The sequence below is a fragment of the Paenibacillus phyllosphaerae genome (genome assembly GCF_014192105.1).
Classification (GTDB): Bacteria; Bacillota; Bacilli; order Paenibacillales; family Paenibacillaceae; genus Paenibacillus_Z; species Paenibacillus_Z phyllosphaerae.
This window is the reverse complement of record NZ_JACHXK010000018.1, coordinates 55,097-69,649: the sequence shown is the minus strand read 5'-3', so window position 1 is coordinate 69,649 and position 14,553 is coordinate 55,097. Positions and strand designations below refer to the sequence as shown.

Annotated in this window: 8 protein-coding genes; all 8 read right to left on the bottom strand. The window is 54.5% G+C overall.

The genetic code is table 11. The annotated features are described in order from the left end of the window. Positions 1-26 precede the first annotated feature (26 nt). Positions 27-1,472: an ABC transporter substrate-binding protein gene (locus FHS18_RS26680; protein WP_246427928.1), complete on the bottom strand. Its 1,446-nt coding sequence runs from the start codon at positions 1,470-1,472 to the stop codon at positions 27-29. Positions 1,473-1,590: 118 nt separating this feature from the next. Continuing rightward, positions 1,591-2,469, bottom strand: a complete 879-nt coding sequence (locus tag FHS18_RS26675; protein WP_183603436.1) for a carbohydrate ABC transporter permease — start codon at positions 2,467-2,469, stop codon at positions 1,591-1,593. Beyond that, the gene (locus FHS18_RS26670; RefSeq protein ID WP_183603435.1) at positions 2,466-3,386 is read right to left on the bottom strand and encodes a carbohydrate ABC transporter permease; all 921 of its coding nucleotides are present in this window, start codon (positions 3,384-3,386) and stop codon (positions 2,466-2,468) included. The genes FHS18_RS26675 and FHS18_RS26670 overlap by 4 nt, the downstream gene beginning before the upstream one ends. A 101-nt stretch (positions 3,387-3,487) precedes the next feature. After that, the gene (locus tag FHS18_RS26665) at positions 3,488-5,254 is read right to left on the bottom strand and encodes a cache domain-containing sensor histidine kinase (protein ID WP_183603434.1); all 1,767 of its coding nucleotides are present in this window, start codon (positions 5,252-5,254) and stop codon (positions 3,488-3,490) included. 38 nt (positions 5,255-5,292) lie between these two features. Beyond that, the gene (locus FHS18_RS26660) at positions 5,293-6,903 is read right to left on the bottom strand and encodes a response regulator (protein WP_183603433.1); all 1,611 of its coding nucleotides are present in this window, start codon (positions 6,901-6,903) and stop codon (positions 5,293-5,295) included. A 133-nt stretch (positions 6,904-7,036) separates the two neighbouring features. Next, positions 7,037-10,318, bottom strand: coding sequence for a sugar-binding protein (locus FHS18_RS26655; RefSeq protein WP_183603432.1), 3,282 nt, complete (start codon positions 10,316-10,318; stop codon positions 7,037-7,039). Between the two features lie 94 nt (positions 10,319-10,412). After that, positions 10,413-13,094 carry a glycoside hydrolase family 78 protein gene (locus tag FHS18_RS26650; RefSeq protein ID WP_183603431.1) on the bottom strand — a complete coding sequence of 894 codons (2,682 nt, stop codon included), beginning with the start codon at positions 13,092-13,094 and terminating at the stop codon, positions 10,413-10,415. Further along, entirely contained in the window at positions 13,091-14,497 is a 1,407-nt protein-coding gene (locus FHS18_RS26645) for a glycoside hydrolase family 140 protein (RefSeq protein WP_246427927.1), read from the bottom strand. The genes FHS18_RS26650 and FHS18_RS26645 overlap by 4 nt, the downstream gene beginning before the upstream one ends. Positions 14,498-14,553 lie beyond the last annotated feature (56 nt).

The following is a 14,553-nucleotide window of genomic DNA, read 5'->3' as shown; positions in this document are numbered from 1 at the left end:
CCATTCGCCCAAGAGACCCCTTCATGTTATTCGACTACCACCTTCGACAATACATCTGCATCGAACTTGGATGCTGCCTGCTCCAGCAGCGCTTTAACGTCGGCATCCTTGTTGATGAACACTTCCTGCATCACGTTGGTGATGACCGCATAGTAATCCTGCGCGTTATATGCGGGCTCCGGCTTGCCTTTGGTCAGTGCGACAACATCGGGATCCGTCACATACACCGTCTCCGGATACTCCGCGTACAAGGCTTGCATCTTCTTGCCGAACTCCGAATTGGGATCAAAGTATTCGGCCACTGGCGGCGCTTTAATTTTGCCTTCCGCCTTTCGTGCCTCAAGGTCCTTACGAACCGCTTCAATGCCGGAATCCGAGAAGAAGTCCATCGTTACGAAATCGAATGCGGCTTGTTGGACTTCCGGCGCTTCCTGCGGATTGATGATAAAATAGTTGCCGCCAAGGACGCCTACATGCTCGCCGCCCGCTTCCATTGCCGGCATCGGCAGTAGCAGCAGATCGTCCTTGTTCATGCCGCCGTTGTTGACCGCGTCTTCGATCCTGCCGCTATCGCCCAGCACAATCGCGGCGCGGCCTTGCTTAAACAAGTTATAGGTATCTCCGTAGTTCAATGCCCAATTCTCCGGAAGCACGTTCGCTTCCCATCTCAGCTTCTTCAAGAATTCCATCGCCTTCACGCCTGCTTCCGACTGGAAGGTGGACACAACCTTGCCGCCCTCAACCTTCTGGGCTTCGCCGCCGGCTTGATACAGGAAATTCGTCCAGTTCCAGCCGCCTTCGGGCCCTTTGGCCATGCTCGCGAAACCTGCAATGCCTTTATCCGGGTCAGCCGTGGCCTTCGCTGCTTCGTACAGATCATCCCAGGTCCAGTCTGGCGTCGGCAGCGGAACGTTCTTCGCTTCGAACAATTTCTTGTTGATCATGACCATGAAGATATAGGCCGAATCCGGCAGCGCATACTGCTTGCCGTCAAACTCGAACGCGCTCGTGAGCGTCGGGTTGAGATCGTTGGCATGTTGATAATTAGCCATGAACGACGTCAAGTCCGCTGCCCAGCCGCGTCCCACCAGCGTATTGCCTTCCGTTGCGAAGGTGTTGAAGAAGGACGGCGCTTGCTTGGCTGCCATCTTAATGCCGATTTCTTGCGGCGCGTATTGCCAATCGTTCTTCTCGACCGTGACATGGGGATACAGCGCTTTGAACCGCTCGATCCGATCATCGATTACGCTCATCGCAACCGGATTGTCCGGTTTTGCATATTGCGCGGTAATGGTTACTTCCTTAGGCGCTTCCGTTTCGGATGCCGGAGGGGCTGAGCTCTCTTCATTGTTCTTCGAATCGTTGGCCGGTTGATTGCCTGCTTGGTTACCCGCATTGTTGCCTGAGCATGCGCTGATCAGCAATAGAAGCGCCAGCATAACCGTAACCGCTGCCAAACCTCTCTTCTTCATCTTCCATTTCCCCTTCCTCTATGCCAATAGGTAACTTCATCCTCATCTTAATACCAAGCCTTCCGCCTTGCGATGATACATCCTCGGTAGATGATGACAGATCCACCGGACCCGTTCATCAACCTTTCACGCCCGACAAATTCAATCCGTGCACGATATTTTTCTGGAAAATAGCGAAAAAGAGAAGAGGCGGCGCCATAATGATCGTCAGCACGCTGAATTTGATATTCATCGGCATATTCATCGATGAAATGATATTCTTATAGACCAGCGGAGCAATCGGCAGCTTCTCCGGCGTCGAGATGACGAGCGAAGGCCAATACCAATCGTTCCAGGTGTTCGTGAACGTGAGGATCATTAACGTCGCGAATACCGGCTTCGACAGCGGAAGCGCCAATTGGAAGAAGCAGCGAAGCTCCGAAGCTCCGTCGATTCGGGCGGCTTCGAACAGCTCCTTATGAATACCGTCGAAGAAACTCTTCACTAGCATGATCGAGAAGGCATTCGCGCCGCCCGCCAGCCAGAAAGCCCAGTAGGAATCGATCAGGCCTAGATTCTGCAAGTTAAGAAAGCTCGGAATCAGGTACGTAGCCGAAGGAATCATCAATGTGCTCATGAAGAACATCGTCAGGGCTCGGCGGAACGGCAGCTTCATCTGCGACATGCTGAACGCGGCCAGACCGATCACGGTCAGCGGAATCAAAACATTCCCGGCGTAGAGCAAGGCCGTATTAGCGAAGGCCCGTCCGAGATCGATGTACCGGAATCCCTCCATATAATTCTCGAACATCAGTTGCTTCGGGAAGAACGACGGCGGATAGGTGAATACCTCCTGCCGTGTCTTGAGCGAAGAGAAGATCGTCGTGCCGAAAGGATAGAGCATCGTCAAGGCCAAGGCAGCCAGCGCCAGCAGCATAACCCCATACCCGATTTTGACCTGCGGCTTCCGAAAATCGGTATCGGACATGATCGACCGTTCACGGCTTTCTTTGCTCATGCGCGCTTGCTCCTTCCTTGAATGGAATACAGAATGATCGACACGGTCGTCATGACGACGAACATGATCACGCCCATCGCGGACGCTTTCCCGAAATTAAGATTCACGAAAGCCTCATTGGTGATGAGGTACATATAAGTCAGCGTCGCGTTGTTCGGACCGCCTCCCGTCAAGGCCACATGCGTCATGAATCCTTGCGAAGTTCCGATAATTTGCAGAATGAACAAGAGTACGTACAAATGCCGGATCCCCGGAATCGTAATATGCCGAATGCGTTGAAGTACGCCGGCACCGTCGATTTCTGCCGCTTCGTACAGGTCTTTCGGAATGCCGATGATGCCGGCCAGATAGATCAACGTAGCGGTTCCGAAGCTTTGCCACGACTCGGTAATGACGATGGAAATCATGGCCAGCCCCTTATCCGTGAGCCACATCACCTTGTCGATCCCGAACCAGGACAAGATCTGATTGAGCGGACCGAGCGGATCATACAGGTATTGCCACATGCCATATAAGACGACGGCGGGCACGATATTCGGCAAGTAGACGATAAGCCGCATGGACCCCTGAAACCACCTGAGCTCGGACAAGGCAATGGCCACGACGCTCGGAATCCAATATCCGATCAGAAGACCGAGCAGCATGTAATACAGCGTGTTCCGAGCCGCCAACGCGACAACGCCGCTCTGGAAAATTTCGCGGTAATGAGCGAGACCCACGAACAGGTTTCCTTTGACGAAATCGACGTTCATGAAGCTGAAGTATATCCCTTTGGCGATCGGCAGCCACAGGAACACGCAAAACACGACGATGGCGGGCAGTAAAAAAATAAATCCCCATGCATAATCCCGAAATCGTTTGACGATCCGTTTTTCTGCATGAAGATTTGTCGGTTGGACGGTTGGTATCGCCGACATAGCAAGTTCCTCCTCTTTTCTTTATGTACTCCATTGTAAGGAGAATCGGAGAAGCTTCCCATGACGACTTCTATGGTAATGATGACGTTTCCTCATGAATATCAGGCAGGCTCGCCCTCAGACCGGATAAGGGGAAGCTTGATCGTGGCGATCGTACCGCCCTCTTCCCGAATTGAATACGACAGCCCGAATTCGGGACCGAACCGCAACTGGACGCGCATATGAACGTTGCGAATCCCGAAGCCTTGATCCTTGTCCGCGGTCCCAGCCAGCAGAGCTTCGATCTTGGCGAGGTTGACGGGCCGGAACCCGTTATCTTCCACCCGGATGATTAAGTGGTCCTCCTCCGCGCCGATTCGGATCCACAATTCACCTTCGCCATCCATCTTGCCGATGCCGTGGATGATCGCATTTTCCACCAGAGGCTGGATGATGACCTTGGGCACCAGATACTCCAGGACATCTTCTTCCACCAACGTGCGGAATTGGAAGGAGTGATTATATCGCTTCTCTTGCAGATGCAAATAGGCTTCCATATGCGTAATCTCTTCCCGTAAAGGAATGATTTCCTTGCCTTTGCTCAGACCGATCCGCAGCACGATCGACAAATCCCGCACCATCCCGGCCACTTCCGGTACCCCTCCGCGAAGGCCGAACCAATAGATCGAATCGAGCGTGTTATATAACAAGTGAGGGGTGATCTGGGAATGCATCAGCGTAAGCTCGGATTCCTTCTGCTTGATCTCCATCACGTATTTTTCCTTCACCAATTGATTGAGCCGTTCCATCATGTTGTAGAATGCCCGGAACAAGAACCCGATTTCATCCTGCCGCTTCACCTCTTTGCTTTCTACCGGCACGATGCCCGGCTCGAAGGAGCGGGTTAATCGAACGAGGCGAGACACGGGACGGAGGATCGACCTGCCGAACAAGAAGAGAAAGGCCGATAGGACGATAAAATAACCCAAAGCGGCAATCTGGATAATCTGCTGCAATTTGCGGTGGGTTCCGATCAGCGAATCAAGCGGAATTTGATAGACAAGCCGCGTGCCGTAGGCGGAACTATCGGTGAACAGATACATGGTGTCGTCCGTCACCCGGATGTTATCCATCAATTGCTTTCCCCCCTCCGGCACAAAATAAGAGGAAGCGATGGAACTCGAACCGGCGAGCACATTGCCGTTCGTATTGGTCAGATAAACCTCTGTCGATTTCGGCAAAGACCGGGCATTGAGCTCTGCCTGCAGCTCCGACTCCATCTCGGTCGCGACAAACACGCCGAACGCGCGGTTGTCGTAGTCGGATATGTCGACCACGGCCCGTAAATAAGCAATCGTTGTCGCAGGTTCCCGCTGAAAGCCGAACCCGTTCACGAACTGAACCGCGCCTGCCCCTCCGTGATCGAGCGCCTGCTGCAGCCAGGGCTGTATGGTAGACGGCTTGATGAAAAAAACGCCGTTCGACGATATTTCGGTGTTGGGCGCGAAGGAATAGTCCTGTGGGTTATCGGTCAATAGGAAGAGCGAGAATTTGACCCCCCTCGAGGAGTCCATGAGCAATTTTTCCGTAGACATGTAGGTGTTTACCCGATCGCGAAGCAGAAGTTCCTTCTGAGCGCTCCAACGTTGAACCTGTTGGGTCGACATGATGGATACCATCGTTGCATCGACGGCATCCAAACGCCGGTTGATCGTGGCATGATTTTGCCGATTGAGCTCCAGCAAGGCTGCGCCGGCCTGTTCCTGAATGGCGATGGAGGCCCGGCTGTTCGCGAACCAGAAGATGAAGAGGGACGGTAGAATCAGGAATGCAATGACAAACCTGAGCGCGCGATTCATCAACTTTTGATCTTTTATCGTCTTTAGCATGCTGCCCCCCAATACTTGCTCTGACCCGAGCGTTTCTCTTATCCGCGTACGGCGCTTGGACTTTTGCCGTAATACCGCTTGAATACCCTGCTGAAGTGTTCAGGCGACTCATACCCGACTTCGTCCGCGATTTCATAGCGTTTCTTCTGCGTATGGAGCAATAGCTGCATGGCCCCCTCCATCCGAAGCCTTGTGACGAAGTCCCATACCGTCTCATCCGTCACGAGCTTGAATAAGCAGCTAAGATAATTGGGGCTTAAGTGCACTTCTTCGGCAATATCCTGGATCTTCAAGCCCTTGTCTTGGTAATGCGAACGAATATAAGCCGTCGCCTTCTTGACGAAAGCTTGATCCTGGTTCGTCATGGCGACGCGAATCAGCCTGGCCGCCGCTAACAAATAATCGGTCATCCGTTTCTTGAGCTCCGGGCCGGACATCGGAAACCGGAAGTAAGTGAGCGGGTCCAGCGCTTTATAGCCGTCACCTACGATCGTATGCATGTCGAGCAGCGAGGAATAGACCCGGTAGGCGACGCTGAGCGGTATGCCCGCCGTTGAATCTCCGGTCTCGAAGACAGGCGCCATGTCTTCGATGAACCGGTGTATCGGTTCTTCGCTCTCGCCTCCCTTGCGGCCGAGTTCAAGCCACTCCGCGAGCAAGTTCGTTTTCTCTTGCCAGTTCACTTTCACTTGCGCTTCCCGAAGCGTGAAATCTTCGGAATAGAACACGCGCTGACTACCGTACAGCCCATGCCATTTGGCTGCATCCGACGCTGCGGAGTAACAACCGGTCAGGGAGCTTAGGCCATGCTTGAACGGACTGATGCCGACGATCGCGTCCAGATGCAAATAATCGCTTACATTCTCGGCTAATGCCTTGCCCATCACATTCAGCTTCGTCATCCGTTCCGTGCGGGTCAACGAACGTTCCGGATCCTTGAGTTGCAGAATGATATTGATTCGGTTCCCCTGACCGTAGTAAGCGACGGCGTTCAGATCTTTCAGCGTTTCCTCCGCGATATTAACGGCCGCATATTTCAACAGATTGCGGTCGCGAAGGGAAAAGGCTTTATCCCCCCAGAGCAAATCGATGACCGCAACCGCAAATTCCGGCCCATGCAGCTGTACGCCGATCTGCTCGAATATAAATTCGTAATCGTCCGTTTGCTCGAGCGGACCGGCAAGCATTTCATTGAGTATGTAAGTGCGAAGGGAGGCCATGCCGGACATGGAGAACTTGAGCTTAAGCGAATCTTCGAGCAGCAGATGATATTTTTCATGGCGTTTCGCCAGTTCCCGCCTGACAACGCTTGTCAAATGCTCAAGCAGCACCGGTTTGATCAAATAGTCTCGCGCGCCAAGCCGAATGCACTTTTGCGCATACTCGAACTCGTCATGGGCGGATATGACCACGACCGGAATATTCGGTTGCTCCGACAAAATCGATTCCATCAGCTCAATGCCGCTCATCCCGTCCATCTGAATATCGGTGAGCACCAGGTCCACGGATTCCATGCGCAGATAGTCCAATGCTTCGTAGCCGTTGTACGCCGTTAGCACTTGGGACACTGGCAGATCCGCCTGCTCCAGCAGTTCCTTAATGCTCTGGCATACGATCGCCTCGTCGTCCACGACCATAATCGTATACATCCTGATCCCCTCTTTCTTCATCCATTATCTAATACATTCAGGGAAGCGTTTGCATTTCCTTTTATTCATCGACAAATGTAGAAAAAAAGGGGCGCTCCGAAAGTTGATTTTCGGGAGACTGCCCCTTACGGAATTATGGCAACAACTTCATGGCATGGAATAGAGCGCTGCTCTTCTCCGCTCCGATCCCGCTGCCCCATTCGATATATCCTTTGCGGTCTTGACCATCATTGTCGTTCACGAGGAAGGAAAAGCCCAATATCGTGTCGTCTGGCCCTATAGGGGTGATCTCCGACCAAGGCAATGCCAATTCATAGACGGTCAACTTGGAAGCTTCGTCCCGTTTGACCTGAATCTGAGCGTTCCCGATCAGGCCAGGCTGCTCGCCTAATCCGCCTGACCATCTGTACAACTGCGGGCCTTCCGGGGTTAGCGCCAATCCGAGCTCGGACCAACGCTGTTGTTCGCCGGGAGCGCCTTGCGACAAGGCGATCTGTACGCTGTCCCCCATCCAGATTCTGCCGGCCGTCTCGGATTGCGCCTGTGTATCGTCCTTAATATTGGCGGCGAGATACAGATATTCCTCATCGTAGGCCAAGCGAACCTCGCCGCTCAGATCGTCGGCGCCCCCGTATGCATTGATGCGCACGGTTCCGTCCTTCGCGAGGTCAGCCAGCGGCACTCCCGCATCGGCATCGGCCTCTCCGTCGATGACATAGCTTCCCCTCGGAATGCCTATGAGAGCTGCGGGGTCTACGCCGATCAAAGTGCCTTCATGCGAGTAAGGCGCCTCGCCTTCCGCATACAGCGTCAAACTCAGCGCAGCGGGATTGTTCAGAACGAGCCCGTTAACCGGAATGTCCAGATGACCTTCAGAGCGGGCGGCGACCGTCAGTCCCCTGTTATCCGTTCCCGAGCTTTCTCCGATACGCCATTGAATCGAGTTCAGCTTATAGTCCTTCGACTGGCGGTTGGTGATGCTGATTCTGACCGCATCTCCGTCATCGCTGCGAACATGGCGAATATGATAAGCCAACGGTTCGATCATATCGATCTCGCTCGTAACGAGACCAATCGGCTTATCGTTGGAATAAATGGTTCCGGTGACGCGTTGGCTGTTGGGAATGGACGGCAAGCTTACGGTCGCCTGCGCGGCTTCGCCGGCTTTTACAGTCAACGGAACGGAAACCCCGTTGATTTCGAATCGGCCTTTCAACGCTTTCGTCCCTTGCAACGTATTATCGACAGTCAAGGTCACGTGGACCTGTTCGCCGGGAATTCCGCCTTCATTGCTAATGGCGAATCGGTCGTTCAGGGAGACGCTCTCCACCTTCCCTTTCACATAAACCGGCATGCCGGATAGAGTGAGATACACCTTGCCGTCAGCGTCCGGCTTAAGTTCGGTCATAACGCCCATAATGTCCGTGACGGTCAAGCTCGATCGGGTGTGCAGAGCGACTTGCATCGTCTCCTCCGACCACATTACGCGGACGGTATCCTTCTCTTTCCCTTTTTCTTGCTCGAACCGGTAGCTATAGAGTCCCTTGGTTACAGGATCTTTCCCGGCGAAATTCAACCCGTCCAGCTCCCGCGTCATGATGGCAAACGCCGTATAGGCCGGCTTCGGGGCATATTTGCCCAGGGCGCTGTCCGCATTCCGGACAATACCGAAATTATGTTCGTTATAATTGGGATCCAGGCCGTCGTTCATAAAATCATACCAGAATACTTTATCGATTCCGCTGGCCAGCGACTGGGCGTTGGCGCGCACGATATAGGAAGCCTGCGTCTCTTCGCTTATGCCGCGCGAATCCAGCTGTGTCGGCCAACCCAGCTCCGAAGCCCAGATCGGCTTGGACTTCCCGTTGTTATAAGTCCGGATCAATTGATCGAGCCGGGTCACGTCCAGCTCTATGGTTTCCGGCGATATCGGATACCGGTAAGGATGGATGGATACGACATCCATATAATCCAGCCCGCCGAGCTTGAACAGCTCTTCAAGCCAATCCCACGGCATGTTAGCCGTAGCGGGGCCGACAACGGTTACGTTCGGATCGGCTGCCTTAAGCGTCAAATACGTTTCTTTCAGCAGCTTGTAATAATATTCGGGCAAAGAGTCCGCAGGTCCGTCGCCGCGATCGCCGAACTCGATGTTGAATTCGTTGTAAACTTCGACCCATCGCGTGTCCGGGAATGCGTTCAGCACGGCTGTCCCGTAGCTAGCGAACCCTTGACGGCCTTGGTCGGTATAAGGCGTGCTGTTCTGATCATAATGAGGGTTGGTGTACGATAGCAGGACGAACGGATCAGTCCCGTGCTTCCGAAGCTCTTGCTCGTAGTTGTTGAACTTGCCGTCAAAGCTGTATACGCCCTTCGCCTGTTCGACCGCCCCCCAGTCCATCTCATCGCGAATCGCGCTGAAGCCTGCGGCCTTGATAAGCGGAATCATATCCGTATTCCAGCTCTGACCAAAATGGGTGGCCACGGCAAAAGGCGAATCCGCATCCGTCACCTTCGCTTGCGGAATAATCGTAAACGTGTTTTCGGCGGAGCCTTGCAGCGTATCGCCCTTCCACGCTTCCGCATGGAAGTGGTAATAGCCGGTCGCGAGCTTCGGCAAGCTGATTGCCGTAGACGCTTGAGTAATATTCACTTCCGAAGAGGCGACCTGTTTCCCCCAGAAGTCGGTCACCGTCCATATCAGCCGGTTTCCGGGATCGCTTTCAATCGTGAACGAAGCGGGGCTTCCCGAGAATACATTTCCAAGGACAGACTGCCTGATCACGACGGGTTCAGAGTCGGTGAGAGCGGTAATTTGATCGAAGAATACCGTACCGGAAGTCAATCCTTCCTTCAAGGCGCTTCGATTCAGCAGCAGCATCACATTCTGGGCGGGACCGTGCCATACGCCGTCATTCGCGCCGCCCCAATGCGATGCATTCACGCCTGCATCAAGCGATTCCGCCGTTAAAGTCTGCCATTCGCCGCCGTCCTGAAGCTTCAGCTGCTGCTGATGCCATTGGCCGGTTTGATCCATCACCCGCAGGACGAGAGCGCTTAGCTCCCGCGATTTCACCTGAAGGCGAAACTCATCCAAATCCAGCGAGGGCAGCGGCTTCAGGATGGACACATATTCGCCGCCTCCGGCAAAGTCTCCGACAAGCTTACCTGAGCCAGACCCCGCATAAACTTCCGTATGATCGACTTGAAATTCGCCTTTAGCCCCTGGGAACTCGGATCCGTTGCCGAACGCCCATCCCTCATCCGCCGACTCGAATGTACTGACCTGGAATTCAGATGGAGCTCGATCCTGTGCAAAAACGGTTTGGCTCGGTTGGCCTGCGTCTCCCCATAAGGATGCCGCAAGCATTAACGCGACCAGTACCGACAGACTCTTGAAGCGCCTTCTCGTCATACCTTTCGCTCCTCTCATATTTCCCTACTCATATGCAATGGAAAATTCGCAAAGTTGCGATGCCTGCTAGCTGCCCGTTCATCACCTCCCCTATCTATTCGCTGCGGAGTTGCGCCCGGAAATGATAGGAGCCCGATCCCGCTTCCAATCTCAATTCCGCTTCGGAAGCGTGCAGGACACGAATCCCATCTGCCGATTCAAGCGACATACCCGATTCGGTGATCCGATCTGTCCGTACGTCCGGAAGGATGATGGTTGCCGTCGTATTCGGCGGAATATCGGCGTCCAGCTCCAAGATGCCGGTATCCCCCATTGACCAGTAAGAGCGGATCGTACCGTACATCGACGCATAGACGGCTTCCGCATTCGTCAAACCCGGACCGGGCCGGGGACGGATCCGGATCCGCTTATAGCCAGGGACTTCCGGTTCTTGATCGAGTCCTGCCAGTGCGCGGTATAACCAGTCCCCCACTGCCCCAAACGCGTAATGGTTGAAGGAATTCATCTCTTCGCTCCACATCGTGCCGTCGGGCTTAATGCCGTCCCAATGTTCCCAGACCGTCGTCGCTCCTTTCGTTACGGAATAAAGCCATGAAGGATATTCCCGCTGCAGAACGAGTTCGCAGGCGAGGTCGTGATAGCCGAATCGCGATAGCACATGGCAGATGTAAGGCGTTCCCACAAACCCGGTCGTCAGATGCACCTGCTTATCCCGTATATGCGCGGCCAGCCATTGCGCCGCCCGTGGTCGGTCCGCTTCGGCCAGCAAGTCGAACATGAGCGCAATCACATGAGCCGTCTGCGTCGGGGAGGCGATTCTCCCGCTCGGCGTCACGAATTCGCTGCGGAAAGCTTCGACAACATTGCGATGCAAATCCTCATATTTTCGAGCATCGTCCAAGAAGCCGAGCGCCGTTGCCGCATTCGCGAGCAGACGCGTGGAATGCGCGTAGTAAGCGGTTGCAATAAGGTCCTTCGGCGTGGAGCCGATCGGTCTCCCGTCGGTGCCATCAAGCGCCAGCCAATCGCCAAAGTGGAACCCGGTATTCCACAAAAACCTGTCGTCGCCCTGCGCGTAAACATACTCCACCCAGGCTTTCATGCTTGGATACTGATCGCGGAGCATTCGTTCGTCCCCATAACATTGATATAAGGTCCAAGGACAGATCACCGCAGCGTCGCTCCACGCCGATGAATTGTATCCGCAGAAAGGCAAATCCGGCACGACATGCGGCACGCCGCCATCCGGAAGCTGATCCAGCGCGAGGTCTTTGAGCCACTTCGTGAAGAACGGGGCCACATTGTACTGAAAAGCAGCCGTCCGGATGAATACTTGCGCGTCGCCTGTCCAGCCGAGCCGTTCGTCTCGCTGCGGGCAATCCGTCGGGATCTCCAGGAAATTGCCGCGCTGCCCCCATACGATATTGCGCTGCAGCTGATTGAGCAGTTCATCGGAGCAAGAGAATCTGCCGGTCTGCTCCATATCGGTGTGGATTACGCAGCCCTCAAAGATCCCGCCGACACTCTCGAGCGACCATTCGGCGGAAGGCCAGCCTTCGACGGCAACATATCGGAAGCCTTGAAAACTGAATAGCGGCTCGAATGATTCCTGACCCTCTCCTTTGCAAATATAGCGGACTTCCTGGAGGGCAGTGCGAAGATTGAGGGTGTAGAAATTGCCTGCTTCATCCAGCACCTCGGCATGCCTTAAGGTGATCGTGCATCCTGGACTGGCGGTAACCCGAAAACGCATCCAGCCGACCATGTTCTGCCCCATATCCAATACCTTTTCGCCTCGAGGCGTCACGAACGCGGCTATGGGATGCAGCTTCTCGATCATCCGAACCGGCTCGTTCTCTTGGGCGGCCAATCGATCCATATCGTATGAGGGAAGAGAAACCCGACTCCAATCTGCCGCTTCGAAGCGAGGCGTACTCCAACCCTCAGGCTCTGCCCTGGCGTCGAACCATTCGCCAAAATAGAGCTCCGACTTCAGGAGGCCGCCTCTGCCGCATTGCCATGTCCCGTCGGTGGCGACGAGCTCCTCCCGCCCATCCGCGTAAGTAAGGTGAAGCTGCGCAAGCAGCGCCCGTTCTTCCCCGTAAAACCGGTTGGCGCCTTCCCATCCCAGATAACCCATATACCAGCCGTTTCCTAGTATGGCTCCGATTGCATTACCACCTGGCTGCACCAAGTGCGTTATGTCATAGGTCTGATACTGAAGGCGCTTGCGGTAACTGGTCCACCCTGGCGCGAGCAGGCTGTCATCCACCTGTCGACCGTTCACATACAATTTGTACACGCCAAGCGCCGTTGCATATAATCTGGCTTTTGCGAGCTGCCCTTGCACGTTGAAAGCCTTGCGCAAATAATCTGGCGTTTCACCCGCCTTGCCGTCGATGTTCGGAGGCGTAATCCATACGCCGCGCCATTCGCCGATGCCGCCTAATGCCATCTCCCAATACGCCGCATCAGACCATGCCGATTCCCGATCAGCCTGGTCCCACACCTTAACGCGGTACCAATATCGGGTACGCGGCTTGGGTTCTACTCCTCCGTACTCGACATGTACGGATTGATCGCTCTCCACCTTGCCTGAATCCCACATCGGTTCTAGAAAATCCGCCGATTCGTCAACCTGAATCTGGTAAGCTGACTGCAGAATCCCCCTTCCCGAGGCGGCAAGCTTCCAGCTTAGCCGAGGACGTACGGTCTCCAGGCCGATCGGATTCGTTCGGTATTCACAACGCAAATCGTGCGCCTTCAGCTCCTTCATGCCGTTCCTCCGCTATCCAGACATAACACCCAATCGTTGTCTCTGCCGCTTGCCGGAGCGGTGAATCGGCGAATGCCCTCATTCGGGCATCGGCCAGCGACGACGTAGCTGCCGTCCCTCGGATTGAACCAACTGGCTTCCGCGGATTGCCCTTCGATCTTGCCCATGACCACATTCACGTACAAGCCATTCGGGCAATAAATATAAGCATAGTCGCGCCCCCGCGCTGCGACCCGGTAGCTGATTCCTTCCAGATTACCCGAGATCAAGGATTGATCCGGAACCAGGTCCAGCAAATTGCGGGATTGAAACAATGCTGCGACATGCCGCATCTGCTCGGCTCCCGGCCGATGAAGCGCCTCCTTCCAGCTCATGATGAAGAACGTTCCAGGCTCATTAAACTTCACCGTTGCGTAATGCCCATCACACATGGACCACACCGAATGGTGGCCGTAGGTATGGCCGAACGCGCCTGACAACATGGCGTAATAAGCGGCCTTGCGAACATCGACCGCATCGAAGTATCCGTTCTCCGGCTTGAAGCCGATGGGCAAATCTTCGTAGCATGGCTCAGCGTCCAGCACGGGTTTGACCGGAAGCCGCTCATAATCGGCGAGAACGAGTTGATAATTGGTCAGCTTCGTGTCCAGATGCCCGGATTGGACCATGTTGAAGTCGAGCCAAGGCTCCTCATGAAGTTGTCTGGAGGAGCTGTCGGGCCCCGTCGGATGGAAGGTAATCAGATGGGCTCCCCCATCACCTTCCTTTATTCCCCTCGCCATACTGGCAATAATTTCAAAATGGCGCCGCGTATGTAAGGGGCGGTCTCCGCCAAGCACCCAAACGAGGCCCGGCACGGATTTGTACCTCTCGCCGATCCACTTCCCGTACGTAAAGGCATTTTCCACCGTGAAAATTTCCGCGCCGTCGTCGAAAGGCCATTTATGAAACCGATTGCCCCACGTCGGGAGCAAGGCGACATACATGCTAAGCGCATTCGCCTGATCGATGATGTAATCGACATGCGCCCAGTACGAATAATCCCCCGACACATCCGGCAGCTCCGGATCAGGGTGGCCGTTATCGCCCAGCAGCAGCGGATGGCGCCCATATATATTCCCCGTCGGATCCGATTGGTCAAGCTCGGCCAATGCCACCGCTTGCACGATCGTGAAGCCCTGCTCTGCCCGAGTCCGCAAGTAATAGTCGGCTTCTTCCTTATCTAATCTCGCAAACAACTCCCAAGCGGTATCCCCCAGCCAATAGAACGGCGAGTTGTCCGTTTTGACGATAAATCTCCCATTAGCGCTGACTTTCAACTGTTGAAGCGCATTCTCCACGTTCATGCCCCCTTGACCGCTATTCTTCTTCAACCTTACCATTGCGCTTGGCTTCGAAGCCATTTCCAATCCTCATCCGTTTGTGATGTATTCAACGAATCTGCGCGGAACGGAGCGTT

What these genes read in the sequence shown, in the direction of transcription:
- FHS18_RS26680 (WP_246427928.1), bottom strand. Translation starts at nt 1,472, where the DNA reads ATGAAGAAGAGAGGTTTGGCAGCGGTTACGGTTATGCTGGCGCTTCTA.
- FHS18_RS26675 (WP_183603436.1), bottom strand. Translation starts at nt 2,469, where the DNA reads ATGAGCAAAGAAAGCCGTGAACGGTCGATCATGTCCGATACCGATTTT.
- FHS18_RS26670 (WP_183603435.1), bottom strand. Translation starts at nt 3,386, where the DNA reads ATGTCGGCGATACCAACCGTCCAACCGACAAATCTTCATGCAGAAAAA.
- FHS18_RS26665 (WP_183603434.1), bottom strand. Translation starts at nt 5,254, where the DNA reads ATGCTAAAGACGATAAAAGATCAAAAGTTGATGAATCGCGCGCTCAGG.
- FHS18_RS26660 (WP_183603433.1), bottom strand. Translation starts at nt 6,903, where the DNA reads ATGTATACGATTATGGTCGTGGACGACGAGGCGATCGTATGCCAGAGC.
- FHS18_RS26655 (WP_183603432.1), bottom strand. Translation starts at nt 10,318, where the DNA reads ATGACGAGAAGGCGCTTCAAGAGTCTGTCGGTACTGGTCGCGTTAATG.
- FHS18_RS26650 (WP_183603431.1), bottom strand. Translation starts at nt 13,094, where the DNA reads ATGAAGGAGCTGAAGGCGCACGATTTGCGTTGTGAATACCGAACGAAT.
- FHS18_RS26645 (WP_246427927.1), bottom strand. Translation starts at nt 14,497, where the DNA reads ATGGCTTCGAAGCCAAGCGCAATGGTAAGGTTGAAGAAGAATAGCGGT.